The organism is Corynebacterium glutamicum ATCC 13032 (assembly GCF_000011325.1).
In the GTDB taxonomy this organism is placed as follows: Bacteria; Actinomycetota; Actinomycetes; order Mycobacteriales; family Mycobacteriaceae; genus Corynebacterium; species Corynebacterium glutamicum.
This window is the reverse complement of the sequence record NC_003450.3, coordinates 802,482-819,241: the sequence shown is the minus strand read 5'-3', so window position 1 is coordinate 819,241 and position 16,760 is coordinate 802,482. Positions and strand designations below refer to the sequence as shown.

Sequence of the window (16,760 nt, the reverse complement as noted above, 5' to 3'; positions counted from 1 at the left end):
CCTTAGTTTTGTTTATCTCGCGCCCAGGCGTTGATCATGTCGTAGGCAATCGATCCGGGTGGGGCGATCGGAATCTTACGATCGATAATGTCTAGTGGCGAAGCCCAGATTGTCTCCGCTAATTCACCATCAGTTTCGCCTTGAGGCAACTCATCTTCCGTGAAGCCCTTCATACCCAGCATCAGCGAACCAGAGATCGGCCATGGTTGAGACGACACATAGGAAATCTCAGATACCCGGCGCGCCGCTTCCTCGAACACTTCTCTGGTGAATGCGTCTTCCAGCGACTCACCATGCGAAACATAACCTGCGATTAATGAATAGCGTTGGCGTTTCTGCGCATTCATGCCCAGAAGCAAACGATCCTCACCTCGCAGCTCCACAATGCCGATCACCGCTGGATCCAATCGGGGAAACAATGGCTTGCCACTCGCACCGTAAGCAACGCTATGTTCCCGATAGGTTAATTCACTGCCATCGTGGGGATCGAATCGCACTAACTCGCGGTTGCGGAGCAACGATACGCATGCGTCGACTTCCCGAGAACCCAGATCGCGGGGTGCCGTCGGTGTACCTAAACTTTCGATCTCTTCAAGGGTAACTCGCACCGTGCCGAGGTCGGGGCCGACCGATACGATGTCTCCGTCGTGCTCGGATAGAAGGACTATTGATCCGTTGACGGCGATTTCATCGTGGGGGCCGATGGGAAGAATTCTCATTTGTCATTTACCTCCTCGCTAAATACTCGGCGAACGTAAAGGAGACGATCGCCGGGCTCTACAGTTTCTGCTTCTGGGGAGTCGATGCGGTAGAGCTCACCGGATCGAACAACACCGAGGACGATGTCAGCGAGGTGTCGTGGGTTGGAGCCGATTTCATCCTCACCGACTAGTCGTTCGGCAACGGAGAATCCTTCGTCGGGTGAGAGGAGGTCTTCCATCATCTCCACAACCGATGGGGTAACTGTTGCCAGACCGAGCATTCGGCCAGCGGTTTCTGAGGAGATCACAACCGAGTCCGCACCGGATTGTTCGAGGAGGTGTTGGTTTTCAGATTCTCGGACACTGGCCACAATCATTGCCTGCGGCGCGATTTCTCGCACCGATAGAGTCACCAGAACTGCAGTATCGTCCAGGTTCGGTGCCACGACGACGGCGCGCGCTCGTGACACGCCAGCTAGACGCAACACATCTGCTTTGGTGGCGGAGCCTTTGACGGTGACGAGTCCGCTGTTGTTGGCGGCGTCGAGGGAGACTTGATCGGTGTCGATAACAACGATCTGGTTGGCGGGGACGCCGTCGGCAAGCAGTGCAGCGACCGCGGAGCGACCTTTGGTTCCGTATCCGACAACGACGGTGTGGTTGCGCATGCGTTTTCTCCAACGTTGGATTTGCAGGGCCCGGCGCGATTCTTCGGTGAGCACTGACAAGGTGGTGCCGACCAGGAGGATCAGGAAGCCGATGCGTGCTGGGGTGAGGACGATGATGTTGATCAGGCGTGCCGATTGCGTCACCGGGGTGATATCGCCGTAGCCCACGGTGGTCAACGAGACTGTGGAATAGTACAACGCGTCGATGAACGTGAGGTCTTCGGAGTATCCGTTGCGGTCAAAATAGACAACCATGGTGACGATAACCAGCAGCACCATCGCGTATCCGATGCGCGTTAAGATCAGCGCCCAGGGGCTTCTTTTCGCCGCCTGCGGGATTCGAATAATGCTCAAAAGTGCATGATCCGGCAGATCCGCGAGTTCACCATCGTTTTTCATTCGGCCCATTGTTCACCGTCCTTTCATTCTTGTTTGATCTTAGGCGCATCATTCCTGACTGAGCAGCCGGGCTAGTTCTTCTTGAGTCGGCAGATCGTTCGGCTCAAAGGTGTGATCGTGGGCGACGTAATGGAATGCTGCGCGGACTTCTTCAGGTTCGAGGCCTTTGAGTCGTGCCCAGGCGAGTCTATAGACAGCGAGCTGGATGATCGCTGCGTCCATTTCGGGGCCGGTTGGGGTGCGTCCGGTTTTCCAGTCGACCACCATCCAGGTGCCATCGGTGTGGAAGACGGCGTCCATGCGGCCGCGGATGACGTGTTCGCCGATCGTTACTTCGAAGGGATGTTCGACGAATTCCGGTGTGCGGTTTTCCCAAGTAGATCCTAGGAACGCGTCGCGGAGTTCGATGAATGCGTCATCCGAGTAGTCCTCGTCGATGCCGGGGAGCTCGGTTTCGTCGAGAAGCGCGGTGCTGCCAAACCGATCTTCGAGCCATTGGTGGAACAGTGTGCCGCGTTTTGCGTAGGTGTTTGGTTTGAACGGGACAGGGCGACGCATTCGTCGGGCGAACTGTTCGGGATTGTTTTTCATAGAGACGAGGTCGGTGGCCGTGAGTTCGCGGGGCGTTTCGACTTCGACGATGGGGTTGGAAAGGCGGCGGTGTTCGTCGATAAGCGCGCTTACCTCTTTTTCCCACAAGCTTTCCAGCCCGCCCTCGTTGTTTGGCTCGGCGCGCGGGCCGCGCACCAAATCCGCGCCGGAGGAGTCAGCGGCGAGCAGTTGCGGGAAGACGCCTTCCGCAGGTTTTTGCTTTTCGACGTCCCCCTCTTCCCCTTCCCACCACGACACCACGCACTCCGGCGCTTTATCCCGAAGGATCTCCAAGTGGCCGTAGGGAACTTTCGCCTTTGTGCCACTTTCATCAAGCGCCGAACCCGTCACGAGCAACACCCGTTCGCTGCGCGTGATACCGACATAAAACAGTCGCGAATTTTCCTCCCGTAACCCCTCACGCACTTCACTGGTGTACTCCTTGCCGGAATCTTCCAGAGCTTTGCGATCGTCCGCCTCAGAGGTATCCATCTCTGGGGCGCCGGTCCCGGCATCGCCACGAAGCGACGACGGGATCATCGTGACATTTTTCAACCACGTCGAAGCCTTCGCATCATAGGTCGACGCATCGGCATGCAACACCGAAACGATATCCCACTCCAAACCCTTAGCCTTGTGGACAGTAAGGATCTGCACACGATCGCTGCGAACCGTCACCTCACCCGGCTCAAGGCCCTCTTCCTGATCCTTCGCGAGCTCAAAATAGTCCAACAGCTCAGGCAGCCCAATGCCACCGTGACTTGCGACCTCTTCTGCGAACTTATCCAAATGCACCGTTCCAGCAGCACCATCGGCGTGAGGATCCTGCCTCGACAACACCTCCGTGCGAATATTGAACACAGTTTCAATATCAGCAAAAATGTCCGCCACCGAACGACCCAAGCTGTACTTACGCAAATATCGCAACTGAGTGGCCAGTCGCTTCAAACGACTCAACCCCTCCTCGCTGAAACGATCGCCCTCACCCAAATCGGCAACCGCATCAGCTAGACCAACCACAGCTTCCGGTTCAATCGCAGTCGCTTCCTCAATAATCGCATCAAGCTCCGCTAATGGATCTGGGTTCTTCTCTCGACGCTCACGAGACACACGACCCGCAATATTGCGCGCACGACCCTGCAACCGCTGCAAATCCGCCACACCCAAACCCACATGCGGGCCCGCCAAAATACGCAACGCAGCCCGATTATCGTGAGGACGCACGAGCATAGTTGCTAGAGAAATTAGATCGGCAATCTCAGGGATATCCAACAAACCAGACAGTCCGACGATCTCCACGGGGATGCCACGCTTGGTCAGCTCCTCCGCCATCGGTGCCGAATGACGCTTCTTACGCACCAACACCGCAGCAGTAAATGTGCCCTTCTCCTCCCGCGCATTCCAATGCTTCACCATCTCATCAGCCACAAACTCACGTTCCTGCGCCGCCGTACCAAACCATCCGAGCGACACTTCACCGGTCGGTGCGCCTTCCCGAGGCTGCAGCGGCTGCACCGTCCGAGTCGGCGCATCGGGCGACCCAAGCACCTCCCGCGAAACTGCGTTGGCAAGGGTGAGGACTTCTGGTGGGTTTCGCCAACTTGTGGTCAACTCGTTTTTCGGTGCTCTCGTTTTTCCATCGAGATGGATGACGGGGAAATCGTCAACGAAATTCTCCAAGTTCGCCGCTGTCGCACCTCGCCAACCATAAATCGCCTGCATTGGATCGCCCACAGCATTAACAGTGAGACCAGGATCGGTGCCACCGAAAAGACTGCTCAACAACACACGCTGCGAGTGGCTGGTGTCCTGATACTCATCAAGCATGACAACGCGGAACCGTCGCCTCTGCGAATAGCCCACCTGAGGATGCGTCGATGCGAGATGAGCTGCCTTAGACATCTGCTCACCAAACGTCACCACAGCCTGATTGTGCAGTTCCTCTTTCAAAGCCTTCACGAGGGGCAAGTACTGGAGGCGAGCGACCTGTGTATCCCGCCACTTCGTCATTTCGGCGTTGAGGTTGTCGCGCTGACCCTTGCCCTTGGGGAGTTCGTCGAAAAGCTTAATGAACGGATCGGACTCCTCACGGATATCCTCTGCGGTAACCATGTGGTTGTCCATTTCGGATACCAGCTTGAGGAGGTATTCCGTGACAGTGGCCGGCGTTTGGGTGGCGGTGAGCTCACCGTCGTAGTTGTTCACCACGTTGCGAGCGATGTGATAAAGCTCCGTTTGTGTGATCAACCTTGCGGAAGGTTCTACTGGAAGCAGCAATCCGTATTCTCTAATCAACGTGCCCGCATAGGAGTCATAGGTGGATACCGTTGGGGTGATCGCCTGAAGGTTTTTCTCCAACTGGCCGGTGGGATCAATGTCTTTCAGGCGAGGCACACCAGCAAGAGTCTCCAAACGCTTTCGGATGCGCTGCGACAGCTGTTGCGCCGCCTTCCTGGTAAATGTCAGACCCAGCACTTGATCTGGGGCGACGAATCCGTTCGCTACCAACCACACCACTCGTGCAGCCATCGTCTCCGTTTTTCCTGCGCCGGCACCAGCCACTACCAACAGTGGGCCGGGTTCGGATCCAATGATCGCAGATTGCTGATCAGTTGGCGCATGCTCTTGTCCCAAATATTGGGAGAGCAGTCGAGGAGAAATCCTACGCATGGATGACACGTCCTTCGGGTTGAACTGGGCACAGGCTTCGAACGGGACACGTCGAGCATGTGGGATTTACTCGGGCGAGCAGATTGGGGCCGCGGAGGTGTTCTGCCAAGCCGGGGAGCATCGCTGCGAAATCGTCGAGATCTTCTTGAGTTTTCGGATCCTGCATTCGCTGGCCGACTGCCTTGGTGTCGGTTGCTGGGTAGACAAGCAATCCGCCGCCTACAGGATCGGGGGTTTCGCCGGGATTGGGGTCACTGATTTTGTCACCATGCAGCACGCCTTTCGACAACGCCAATTGATACGCAAACAACTGTGGGTGATCGCCCATGTCTTTTGCAGCGATTTGAGTTTTGCCCGTTTTGAAATCAACAACCACCAACTCGCCGGATTTGTTTCGCTCCAAACGGTCCATGCGACCACGGATCGATACGGAGTCATCGATGGTCACCGATACGTCCATCTCCGTTCCCACTTCCGTAAAATCGGCGCGAGAAGTCTTCAGCCAGGTATCGGTACGTGAGAGGATGCGTCGAAAAGCAATTTCGGTGCTTTCGCGCGACCAGCTCGGCACGTTCGCCAGCTGCATGTAGGCGCTGGTCACCTTCTCTTCGGCGAGCGCCGCATCGACGCCACCGGCGACCGCCTCCGCAAACGCGTGCACCAAGGTGCCCTTGAGCATCGCGATCGGCGTTTCCTCCTCACTGTCCAAACGATCCAACACAGCGCGCAGCGGACAATTCAACAACTGCTCAATCCGCGACGGCGACAACGACACCGCCCCCTTGATCAACTCCTCATCAGTCGACGGAGTGCGCAGATTCGTCCACTCGGCAGGATTCGCACCCGGAATCCCCGCCTCCGCAAGCCTCGACAACTGCCTCGCAGCCTGCTTCCGACGCGGATCCCGCGGATCATTCACCACACGACGCAACTCAGCAACCATCGCAGGAATCGACAACAACCGATGCCCAATCTCCTCCGGTTCCGCGATCGCCGAAGCTTCCTCCCCCTCGAGAACAACGATCGGTTGACTCAGCAATTCCAAAAACCGGGAGGGTTCGCGGACTTCGTCGGAGTCGGGGGAATTCACAGCGGTAACCAGGAGCGATTCGGTGGATCTGGTGGTGGCGAGGTAGAACAGTCGGCGTTCCTCCGCCAGTCGTTCGGCGGATCGGGAAATGATGATATCGGGATCAATACCCTCATCCACCAAATCGACGAACTCTTCCTGACCAAGCAGCGTGCCAGTTTCACCGAGCGACGGCCAACTGCCCTCCTGCACCTCAGCAACGATCACGCGCTTCCACTCACGACCCGTCGTCGCGTGCGCCGTCAGCACCTCGACGGCCTCCGGGATCGCGCCGCGTCGCTCACGCATGCCGGTCGGAAGTTCCTGCTCAGAAATATGCAGAATGAAACTCCGCACGCCCGCTGACGGGTAGCGCTCCACGTAGTCGCCGGCGGCGTCGAAAAGCGCCATCATCGCATCCAAATCGCGATCGGCCTGGGACCCCGATGCGCCGCCTCGAAGGCTGATCGCGGACAACGAGTTCGACAGATCGGTCGCCGACCACAGCGCCCACAACACCTCTTCGATACTGCCGTGTTCCGCGAGCGCTTCACGACCCGCTTCCAACACAGATCGCACCCGCTCGAGCAAATTCAGCTCACGATCGGTCAAAAAGCCCAACATCTCCGCATCCGACTCTGCGAGCAGGCTTCTGAGCACCTCGATCGCTCGCCTCTGCCCACCCATCTTCATCTCCGCCTGCCGCAACCCGCGCAGCAAACGACGCAGAGTCACCGGATCGGCGCCACCGATCGGTCCTAGGAGAAGATCCTCCAACTCGATGGCGTTGAGCGATTCCGTCAGCGCGCGCAGCCCGAGAATCATTGCGGCAACGATACGTTGTTCGGCGAGCACCACATCAGTCGGGCTGATGTGCACGGGCACGCCGGCGGCCAGCAGGGTGCGCCAAATCGGCGCAATCATGCCGGCCGAGCGCACGATAACAGCGATCTCCGACCAGCTGCGCCCATCAATGAGATGCGCGCGCCGCACCGTGTCAGCAAGCAGGTCCGCATGCGCCGACTCGGTCTCTGCCACGACAATGCTTGTCGACGCTTTCCTCCTCCCCTTCAACACCACCTCGTGATCCACACTCAACTTGGTGAGAAAATCCGGATTCGCACCACGGAACCTAAACACCGACTGCTGCGGATCACCCGCCACCACAGCCAACTCCGCCTCAGGGAAAAACCGCGACACAAGTTCCGCCGACTTCGGATCCAAATGCTGCGCATCATCAATAAACACACCGCGATACTTCACCGACGGCTCAGGACCACGCAGCGCTTCAGTCACCAACTCAGACGCAGAAAAACTATGCGCCCCCGACAGCTTCATCACCTGCTTGTACTCACGAAGGAACTCACCCGCAGCAACCCAATTGGCGCGCTCAAATCGCTCCCCCAATTCCACCAACTCATCAGGGCCCACACCACGCTCCACCGCACGAAGCAAAAAGTCACGCAACTGCCTAGCGAACCCCACCATCCGCAAACCCTCACGCTGCTCCTGCGGCCACCCCCCACGACCATCATCAGCATGACCACGCAGCAACTCCCGAATCACCGCATCTTGCTCAGCGCCCGTAATCAACCGCACATCATCATCCGACGCATCACGAATCAGCGCGAAAGCCACCGAGTGCACCGATCGCACCAACGGCCCCTCCGACACATAATCCATCTGGGCTACGGATTCCGAGATCTCTTGCCTCAAGCGACTCGCCGCCTCTTTCGACGTGGCGACAACCAACATCGATGACGGCTCCCACCCTTGGCGAATGCGTTCAAGGACAGTATCGACAACAGCGGAGCTCACCCCCGAGCCCGCCTCACCAGTCACCCGCCACAAACCGGTGCCTTGTTTAACTAAATGCGAAACTTCGCCCTCCCACGAACGAGGACGAAGCTTGGATGTTGGCTTAATCAGCCGAACTTGTGGATCCGATGGAATGGGTGGTTTGTATTCCGACATACCTCAAATCTTGTCAGAAACATACGACACGAGTGTCGATTCCACCCTGTTTAGGTTCGAAATAACATTCGGATCGTTGTTCTCAGAGAACTCCTGCAAGTTTCGACGGAACAAAAATGCCCTCAAAACCAGCTGCTCAATTTCCGGCAAATGCGAAAACCTCCGCAGAATTCCCTCATCAACCGCACCCAGCAGCAACCCATCAACGATCACCAATGCCGCAGTGAAACCATGCGGACGCAGCACTGGCACCAAATCCGTCACTGCAGGTGGCTGAGTTCCCGCATACAGCGTTGTCGCCAACATATCCGCATGACCAACCTGGTTCACGCGATTAATCGGCTCCAACAATTCACCGATTCGACCGGGCTGCTCTTCCCAGGCCTGCACATCAGCACGGTTAAACACATTGTCCACAGGTTCCGGTGCATGCGTATCCACTAATGCATCTGCCAAACGAAGACCCGCAACGACCGTCTCATCGACTCGCTTGCTGATCGTTCCCGTAGAGAACACCGATGCGCGCCACCCCGCAACCACAAATCGGCCGTCGGTGGAGCGGATCGGTCGTACGACGCGCACGCCTTCTGGTTTCAGGGTTTCGCGGGTTTTCGACGACCAGCCCGACACTTCCGGCGCCGTCACTTTGGCGAACACAGTGTTGCCGACGCGGAATCCGAAGTCCCAAGCTTGACCGAGTTGTTCGGCAGGTCCCGCACCTACTTGGAAGGCGTCGCGGACGTGATCGGGTAATTGATTAGACATTTATCTCCTAAAATCCGCGAGGATACGGCCATGGGTTGAATTCGCAGGTGGCGTCGTCGTCGGGGTAAACCTCATCTGGGTCGATGCGGAAAAGTTCAGAATTATTCAAGCTCAAAGTTTGCTGCATCATAATCGGAGCGAGCTCGCCAGGGGCGGTGCAGGCATCATGGGCGGCGTAGCCGAGGCCGTGCCCGACTTCGTGATTGATTAAGTACTGGCGGTAAGAGCCCAGATCGCCCTTAAAAGGTGCGGCTCCACGGATCCATCGTGATTCGTTGATCATGACGCGTCCGCCATCGGAGTAGAAACAGCTCGTTTCCATCTCGATGTCATTCCCACACAACTCATGCGTAGTGCTCAGCGAGGTCAGTTGAATGCGCAGATCCGGGTCCTCGTCGCCAGAAATATGCTCGAAGGCAAACGCGGGGTCGGCGGTCCAGCCTTTGGGGTCGGACAAGGTCGCATCGACGGCTGCGACGAACGCATCGTCGCCACCATAAGCGGCCGTGTTGACGCCATCCTCAATCTCAATGACGTACGTAAAAGTTTGTTCCTGCCCCTCGCCCACGCGAGGAAGAGCAGCGCCGACCTGGCGGAAAGTGCCAGCACCGGTTTCGGTGTAGCTGCCGCCAGGCGGCAGTTCCGTCAGCGGAACGCTTTGCGGTTCGGCCTGCGCGGGGTCGGGGCCGGCGCGGAGGGTGGAGGTGGGCGTCGATAAGCTTGTCGACGCTTCCCCACTCGCACCATTAGCGGGCTGATCGGCAGAAAACACGTCGAACAGCACCCAAACAGTAATGACCGTCAACACCGGGATGGCGTACGCACGCCAACCATAATCCCGCGCAAAGCGGACCAAAAAAGGTTCCTTAGACGACACGTGTCTAAAAGCCCCTATGCGCCAGCGAAGCCGACAGTACGAGGAGCACTCGTGCCGACCTCAACATAAGCGATTCGGCTATTACGAATAATGTAACGGCGACCCTTTTCATCGCTCAAATCTAAAACGCCAGAATCATTAGCCAAAGCCTCCGACACCTTCGCAGCGGCCTCATCCTGCTGCAAAGCAGAAGAAATGACCAGTTCACGGGCAGTATCGGCAAATCCGATCTTGATATCCATAGCTCTCCTAAAAGAATCGTTGTATTGGAATGACCCTATTGTAACCGTGCAACGATAGTATCTAAGTTGTGTCTTCTGAAAGCCCCAGACCTACGTTCACAGAGCTCGGCGTTGCGGTGGAAATCACCGACGCACTCGAAGCCCTCGGCATCAACCGAACTTTCGCGATCCAGGAGTACACACTTCCCATCGCGCTCGACGGCCACGACTTCATCGGCCAAGCCCGCACCGGCATGGGCAAAACCTACGGATTCGGTGTCCCACTCCTCGATAGAGTCTTCGACTCAGCCGACGTCGCAGAAACCGACGGTACCCCCCGAGCCCTCGTCATCGTGCCCACCCGAGAACTCGCAGTCCAAGTCGGCGACGACCTCCAACGCGCAGCAACCAACCTGCCGCTAAAGATCTTCACCTTCTACGGCGGCACCCCCTACGAAGAACAGATCGACGCACTCAAAGTCGGCGTCGACGTTGTCGTAGGCACACCCGGACGATTACTCGACCTGCACAAACGAGGCGCGCTATCGCTCGACAAAGTAGCGATCTTAGTCCTCGATGAAGCCGACGAAATGCTCGATCTGGGCTTTCTGCCCGACATCGAAAAAATCCTCCGTGCCCTCACCCACCAGCATCAAACCATGCTGTTCTCTGCCACGATGCCCGGCGCGATCCTCACACTCGCACGCAGCTTCCTGAACAAACCAGTGCACATCCGAGCCGAGACATCGGACGCCTCAGCAACACACAAAACCACCAGACAAGTGGTTTTTCAGGCACACAAAATGGACAAGGAAGCCATCACCGCGAAAATTCTGCAGTCGAAAGATCGCGGCAAAACGATCATCTTCGCCCGCACGAAACGCACCGCAGCGCAAGTTGCCGAAGACCTAGCCTCCAGAGGATTCTCCGTCGGATCAGTGCACGGCGACATGGGCCAACCAGCCCGCGAGAAATCACTCAACGCATTCCGCACAGGAAAAATTGACATCCTTGTAGCCACAGACGTAGCCGCCCGAGGCATCGATGTTGATGACGTCACCCACGTCATCAACTACCAAACCCCCGACGATCCTATGACCTACGTCCATCGTATCGGACGCACGGGACGCGCAGGGCACAACGGAACAGCCGTCACTCTTGTCGGCTACGACGAAACCCTCAAATGGACTGTCATCGACAACGAACTCGAACTCGGCCAACCAAACCCACCACAATGGTTCTCCACCTCACCAGAGCTGCTTGAAACACTCGACATCCCAGAAGGTGTCACCGAACGAGTCGGACCACCAACCAAAGTTCTAGGCGGAACAGCCCCACGACCACCACGCCGCACCCGGAAATAACTTATGGCAGCAAAGCTTCAACCACTCAAACGCACCAAAAAAGACCTCATCGCAACCGGTGTCATCACAGCACTAGCAGTCATTGGCGTCGGCACGGTCTGGGCAACCGCACCAATACGAGGATCTGAACTCACCCCCGCCGACGAACCATTCATCGCCTCAACCACACTGGACGCCATCCCCGAAACACTCAGCGAACATTGGCGAGCCACCGACACCTCAACAAACCACAAACCCCTCATCACCGGCGGAGTCATCTCCACCGCCGACGGCAACACCATCAAGACCTACACCCCCGACGGCGCCCTCCTGTGGAGCTACGAACGCGACAAAGAACTCTGCAGCCTCTCCGTAGGATTCGACGCCGCCGTCGCCACCTACAAAACCGGAATCGGATGTGGCGACGTCACCGCCATCAACGCCAACGACGGCCAATACCAAGCAACACGCAGCGCAATCTCCAGCGACCACGTAGCACCGATCTCCTCGAACGATCGGATCGGTGTTCTCGGGACAGAACGCTTGGAGCTTTGGCGATCCGATCTGGTGCGAACCATCGAATACGGCGATGTGGAAGCTCCTCAAGAATCTGGGCAACAACCACATCCGGAATGCTCGATTACGTCCGCCATGACACGCAAAGATCTATTGGCTATCACCGAGGATTGCCCTGACGGATCTTCTTACTTGAGGTTCATGGGCACAACACCAGACGATTCCCGAACTCCTGAAATCACCCAAGACATAGAAATAACCGATGGCAGGATCGTTGCCATCGGTCAATCAGTGGCTGCGGTGTATACAAACGATCCTTCGCCTCGAATCGTCTCCTACAACGATGATGGTGAACTAGTTGGAGAACAAGCAGTCGATGAGGTTGAGTTCCCGGATCCGCCGTTTCAAAGCGCGACCGCTGATCTTCCACACCATATGAGTTGGTTCAACGGAGACAGCCTCGTACTGTTCTCTCCCACTCAGCTCAATGTACGACAAAGCTTCAATGATGCTTTAGGAACCGGCATTGCGTTGAACGGAAGTCTCCTCTACCCCACCGCTGAGGGCATCACGGTAGCTAATTGGGACACCGGAGAGGTGCAGCGCACCATTCCGGTGGACCGTGCGGGCTACGACGGTGAAGTTGCGCTCGGCGTTGTAGGGCAGGTGATCGTCGAAAAGCGTGGCTCTGAGATCGTTGCTCTAGGCTAGATCTCGTTGTTAGCCCAAAGGACGGCGCGCTTATTAAACAGTGCGCCCAAAACGAAGAGAGCTGAGATTCCTGTGACGATCGCCCAGGAGAATCGGCCTTCGATAAACATGTAATACGCAGCCGGCAACAAAATAATATTCAGCATGACGACAGCTCCGCGTCCCCAGCGATGCCCCTTCATCATGTTGATTGCGCCTGCAACAACCGTTCCGAACACAATGATGAAGAATGCAGCGGTACCGTAGCCAACCCACGTGTTGGCGTTATCGGTTTCGTAGACGATGCTTGGATCCGTCTCGCCCGTAGCTTCCCTGTAAATAAGGAAAAAGGCGTAACCGAATCCGATGGTGGATTGAATGAGGGCGACGATGCCGCCCCAGCGAATTGATGCAGGCATGTTCGGAGAAGTCACGGCCATGATTCTAGCTGTTAACTTTGGGAAGACTACTTAGGCGACATATTGGATGACTGGTTGGTTAACTTTTATATTGCACCAGGTGACAATACTTTCCGGTGAAAGCTTTAAGGGGATTTGACACATCGGGCGAGAGTGTTCTTTCTCTAGTTTTCAAGAAACTACAGGTAGTCCGCCTTTTAACACGCCTCAAACAGCAGGGCAATGTGTTCCACCCCACAATATATGCCTTGAATTCGATTAAAACTCGGCCTGAATATGTGAATTACCTCACAAAATGGGGTCTAGGTCTAGCCAACAGCGGGTGTACATGAGACTATTTTCAAGTACCAAAAAGAACTCAGAAAAAACTGATTCTTAACACCGGTGCAGCGCAAGATGAACCCCAGGTAAACGGCAGGACGCAAAGAGCGTCCGTATTTATCGATCGCGGGTTGTGAAATCCACTCTTCAGGCCACTAGATGGTCTCCTTCCTGCGCGCCCGGACCAGTGACAACAACAGGCTTTTACGAAAAGGAGTTATCGAAATGGATTGGCGCCACGAAGCAATCTGCCGTGAAGAGGATCCCGAACTGTTCTTCCCAGTCGGCAACTCCGGCCCAGCACTCGCACAGATCGCATCCGCAAAGATGGTCTGCAACCGCTGCCCAGTTACCTCCCAGTGCCTTGCATGGGCGCTGGAAACCGGTCAGGATGCTGGCGTTTGGGGTGGCATGAGCGAAGACGAGCGTCGCGCTCTCAAGCGCCGCAAGAACCGTGGCCGCGGTCGCGCACGCATCGCAGTTTAAACAACTTTCACAACTACATTTTTCCCGCTGCGTAACCTCATCTTTGTTCCGCTGATGAGCACCCGCTAAAGTATCTACAGTTGATCAACATTTGAACTAAAAGGAGGACTCATGAGCAAGCGAGGACGTAAGCGTAAGGATCGTCGCAAGAAGGGCGCGAACCACGGACGTCGCCCTAACTCTTAAGAAAGAGTAACCGCCTGGAAGACATTTTCTTCCAGGCGGTTTTTTCTATTCCAGATGATGCTCGACACGAATTCGGTAAGAAATTCGCTGACGGAGCTCCACAGGTGCCGATTCGCAGCAGCACTTGCGCAACAGACTACGAAACTCCGATTCGGCCTCTAGCAGTTGCTGGCATGCCGGGCAGCCTGCCGCGTGAATCCGCAGACGCTCGCAGGCGGACTCGCTGAGTTGATCGTCGAGTAGCTGATACATTTCATCGAAGAATTCAGGGCAGCCACAATCACCTTGCGAGTCGCTGCGGTTGAGATTCGTCATCGTTATGCCTCCGAATTTTTCTTCATGTCGGGATGTTCAAGACCAATGCCTTGTTCCTTCGCTACTTCCTTTAACATTCCTCGGAGCTGTTTTCTTCCACGATGGAGTCGGGACATCACAGTTCCGAGTGGAACGTCCATGATCTCGGCGATTTCTTTGTATGCGAGATCTTCTACATCGGCATAATAAACCACCATCCGGTATTCCGGGCTGAGTTGATTCATTGCATCGCCAATTTTTCCGTCTGGCAGATTTTTCAGAGCCTCAACCTCGGCGGATTCCAGCCCTGTTGAGGTATGCGATTGAGATTCAACGAGCTGGTAGTCAGTGATCTCATCGGCAGAGGTTTGCGATGGCTGCCTCTGTTTCTTTCGGTACATGTTGATGTAGGTATTCGTCATGATCCGATAGAGCCAAGCCTTCAGGTTGGTGCCTGGTTTGAAGCTCGCGAACGCCTGGTACGCCTTGATATAGGTGTCTTGCACGAGATCTTCCGCATCTGCGGGATTTCTAGTCATGCGCAGAGCACCGCCATAGAGCTGGTCAAGGAGTGGCAGTGCCTCCTCTTCAAAGCGGGCAGCCAACGCGTCTCCATCGACTGTGCCGGTTCGGTTTTCAGCCATGTGGCCCCTTTCGAAAATGCGTGTTGACTATTCTACTTCCGATAAAAAACAGACCTTTCGGGGGTAGCTGTAAAGCCACGTGAGCTGTTGCTTAGACTTTACTCTACCCCCGCGTGTCCACCACATCAGTTAGAACATATGTACCACTTCAAATCTAGGGGGAAACAATGTTCTACTTCACCGTCAATAATCCGCAGGATCCTTTAAGCACCGAAATTGTTGAGACTAATCGCCGTGACCTCGCATTTTGGCATCGATTACGCCCCAAAGATGACGATGATTTAGCCACAGCCATCAACAAAATATGCGTGCGCACAGGCTTATCCCGCAAACTGATCGCCGCTTGTTTATTTAGCATCTGCTTCCTGCCGTACTTACCCAACTTCCACAAACTCGTCGAAAAGCTTGGTCATCTCGACATGGCGCGCATCAACGCGATCACTAAAGCTGGCGAAAAAGTGCCAAGCGAGAAGAGAGAGCTTTTCGACGCCTACCTCGTCGATTACCTGACGCCTCGAGCGGAGGCTCAGTGCTTGCCCCAGGCAAGCTCAATTTCCGCAATGATGCGGAAATTTATCGCACAACACTGCCCCGACGACAAGGCCTCCTCAGCCACCAATGATGGCTCCATCCGCTACCGCAGAAACAACAAAGGCGGGATCAGTATCACCGTCGATGCCACCGCCAGCGAAGTAACAGAAATCAAAGCTGCCCTGGAACAAATGTCCAAAGATAAGGACTGCACACCAGGCACTTCCCTACTCCACATCATTCGTGGCCTGCCGACAAAAGTCGTACTCAACACCTACGGCACCAAAGACAGCCCTGAATACTTAGAAGGAGGAACCTGGCTGTCAAAGGAACAGTCTGAGTTCTGGAAAACCCGAACCACGTCCAGTCGGGATATGGACGCCGCCCACTTCTCTTACACCACCGCCTACGCTCCAACCCGAGAAATGCGCGTCTACATCAAAGGTCTACGCACCACCTGTAGCGTCCCTGGCTGCAGTGTAGCGGTCGAAAACTGCCAACTGGACCACATCATCCCCTGGGGTGAAGGAGGGCCGACAACACCGTGGAATATTCATCCCCTGTGTGTCTTCCACCACATCCAGAAGACTGAAGGGAGGCTCCAGTGCTATCCACTACCGGACGGCACCGTCCTATTCCTAGTGGATGGAATACCGGTGTTCTCCATCCCCGACGGGCCTTTATCTAAATCGAATAAAACCTGGGGGACAAAGTTCGGCAAATACATGGAGCGTCGAATCGCCGCCTAATCCAGCAAGCCAGCGTGATCGTTACGCACGTTCCCCACATCAGACGACACCTCTCGGACACTCAAGCGCTTCACCCACTCTTGAGAAACCGGATGCAACATCTCTTTAGCTTCCTCAGCTGTACCAAACAGCCATTGCTCCAACTCGTCATGCTCCAAAAACCGTGGCAAACGATTATGCAACCATGCAATCGGCTCCACAGATTCGGTCGTCACCATCGTCGCCGACATCTGATCTAAACCAGTCGACCACAAACCCGCAGCCCACATCAGCTCATCACCTAAAGAAACAAAATGAGGCTTCTTATCGTGCCATTCGTAATAACCATCCATCGGAATTAAACAACGCTGCTGTTTAAATGCATCACGAAACGACGGCTTCTCCGCCACCGTCTCGCCACGTGCATTAAAAAGCGGAGGACCTGAATCATCCTTCTTCCAATGCGGAAACAATCCCCAACGCGCCGGTTCCAAAAGCATCTCTTCCCCGGGGCGAACGATCGGAATTATCTGAGTCGGAGCAAGGTTGTATCGCGGTCCCGGAGTTCCTTGCGGAGCCACGACTGATCGGTCAAGTGCTATCTCGGTTGCATCAATAAGCGAATCACCGGTGGTGAACAAAACAAATCTTCCACACATAACATCTA

General features: G+C 55.7%; 16 protein-coding genes. 5 read left to right on the top strand and 11 right to left on the bottom strand.

The features are described 5' to 3' along the window. Nucleotides 1–2: 2 nt before the first annotated feature. Genes CGL_RS03880 through CGL_RS03850 form a run of 7 tightly spaced genes read right to left on the bottom strand, consistent with a single transcriptional unit; the run spans nucleotide 3 to nucleotide 9,956 of the window. Nucleotides 3–719 carry an NUDIX domain-containing protein gene (locus CGL_RS03880; protein ID WP_011013881.1) on the bottom strand — a complete coding sequence of 239 codons (717 nt, stop codon included), beginning with the start codon at nucleotides 717–719 and terminating at the stop codon, nucleotides 3–5. Continuing rightward, nucleotides 716–1,777 (bottom strand): potassium channel family protein, encoded by a 1,062-nt coding sequence (locus CGL_RS03875; protein ID WP_003863539.1) that lies wholly within the window; start codon nucleotides 1,775–1,777, stop codon nucleotides 716–718. The genes CGL_RS03880 and CGL_RS03875 overlap by 4 nt, the downstream gene beginning before the upstream one ends. Before the next feature lie 39 nt (nucleotides 1,778–1,816). Beyond that, nucleotides 1,817–5,029, bottom strand: coding sequence for an ATP-dependent helicase (locus CGL_RS03870; protein ID WP_011013880.1), 3,213 nt, complete (start codon nucleotides 5,027–5,029; stop codon nucleotides 1,817–1,819). Then, nucleotides 5,022–8,072: an ATP-dependent helicase gene (locus tag CGL_RS03865; protein ID WP_011013879.1), complete on the bottom strand. Its 3,051-nt coding sequence runs from the start codon at nucleotides 8,070–8,072 to the stop codon at nucleotides 5,022–5,024. The genes CGL_RS03870 and CGL_RS03865 overlap by 8 nt, the downstream gene beginning before the upstream one ends. Nucleotides 8,073–8,075: 3 nt before the next feature. Next, on the bottom strand, nucleotides 8,076–8,837 hold the full coding sequence (locus CGL_RS03860) for a TIGR02569 family protein (protein ID WP_003858145.1): 762 nt from the start codon (nucleotides 8,835–8,837) through the stop codon (nucleotides 8,076–8,078). Between the two features lie 7 nt (nucleotides 8,838–8,844). Next, nucleotides 8,845–9,714: a DUF3152 domain-containing protein gene (locus tag CGL_RS03855; RefSeq protein WP_011013878.1), complete on the bottom strand. Its 870-nt coding sequence runs from the start codon at nucleotides 9,712–9,714 to the stop codon at nucleotides 8,845–8,847. Between the two features lie 14 nt (nucleotides 9,715–9,728). Further along, nucleotides 9,729–9,956 carry a DUF3107 domain-containing protein gene (locus CGL_RS03850; RefSeq protein ID WP_011013877.1) on the bottom strand — a complete coding sequence of 76 codons (228 nt, stop codon included), beginning with the start codon at nucleotides 9,954–9,956 and terminating at the stop codon, nucleotides 9,729–9,731. Nucleotides 9,957–10,024: 68 nt separating this feature from the next. Between CGL_RS03850 and CGL_RS03845 the strand changes: the two genes are divergently transcribed. Both CGL_RS03845 and CGL_RS03840 read left to right on the top strand, forming a co-directional pair. Further along, a complete protein-coding gene (locus CGL_RS03845) occupies nucleotides 10,025–11,299 on the top strand; it encodes a DEAD/DEAH box helicase (RefSeq protein WP_011013876.1) in 1,275 nt (424 codons plus the stop codon). A 3-nt stretch (nucleotides 11,300–11,302) separates the two neighbouring features. After that, nucleotides 11,303–12,505, top strand: a complete 1,203-nt coding sequence (locus CGL_RS03840; protein WP_011013875.1) for an Rv3212 family protein — start codon at nucleotides 11,303–11,305, stop codon at nucleotides 12,503–12,505. Here the strand turns inward: CGL_RS03840 and CGL_RS03835 are convergent. Further along, nucleotides 12,502–12,924, bottom strand: coding sequence for a hypothetical protein (locus tag CGL_RS03835; protein WP_003858157.1), 423 nt, complete (start codon nucleotides 12,922–12,924; stop codon nucleotides 12,502–12,504). The two genes, CGL_RS03840 and CGL_RS03835, sit on opposite strands and share 4 nt — an antisense overlap. Nucleotides 12,925–13,449: 525 nt before the next feature. Between CGL_RS03835 and whcE the strand changes: the two genes are divergently transcribed. Together whcE and CGL_RS15865 are read left to right on the top strand one after the other, a co-directional pair. Further along, nucleotides 13,450–13,710 carry a WhiB family transcriptional regulator WhcE gene (whcE, locus tag CGL_RS03830; RefSeq protein ID WP_003858159.1) on the top strand — a complete coding sequence of 87 codons (261 nt, stop codon included), beginning with the start codon at nucleotides 13,450–13,452 and terminating at the stop codon, nucleotides 13,708–13,710. A gap of 111 nt (nucleotides 13,711–13,821) precedes the next feature. Continuing rightward, entirely contained in the window at nucleotides 13,822–13,896 is a 75-nt protein-coding gene (locus tag CGL_RS15865; RefSeq protein ID WP_020948532.1) for a 50S ribosomal protein bL37, read from the top strand. A 45-nt stretch (nucleotides 13,897–13,941) separates the two neighbouring features. Here the strand turns inward: CGL_RS15865 and rsrA are convergent, their stop codons facing one another. Continuing rightward, entirely contained in the window at nucleotides 13,942–14,211 is a 270-nt protein-coding gene (rsrA, locus tag CGL_RS03825; protein ID WP_003858161.1) for a mycothiol system anti-sigma-R factor, read from the bottom strand. Between the two features lie 2 nt (nucleotides 14,212–14,213). Next, complete coding sequence (locus tag CGL_RS03820; RefSeq protein ID WP_003858163.1) at nucleotides 14,214–14,834, bottom strand: sigma-70 family RNA polymerase sigma factor; 621 nt, start codon at nucleotides 14,832–14,834, stop codon at nucleotides 14,214–14,216. Between the two features lie 167 nt (nucleotides 14,835–15,001). On the opposite strand from CGL_RS03820, the gene CGL_RS03815 reads away from it, so the two are divergent. Next, entirely contained in the window at nucleotides 15,002–16,114 is a 1,113-nt protein-coding gene (locus tag CGL_RS03815) for an HNH endonuclease signature motif containing protein (protein ID WP_006283678.1), read from the top strand. Here CGL_RS03815 and CGL_RS03810 read toward each other — a convergent pair. Then, nucleotides 16,111–16,752, bottom strand: a complete 642-nt coding sequence (locus CGL_RS03810) for an SOS response-associated peptidase (RefSeq protein WP_011265617.1) — start codon at nucleotides 16,750–16,752, stop codon at nucleotides 16,111–16,113. The genes CGL_RS03815 and CGL_RS03810 overlap by 4 nt on opposite strands. Nucleotides 16,753–16,760: the final 8 nt, after the last annotated feature.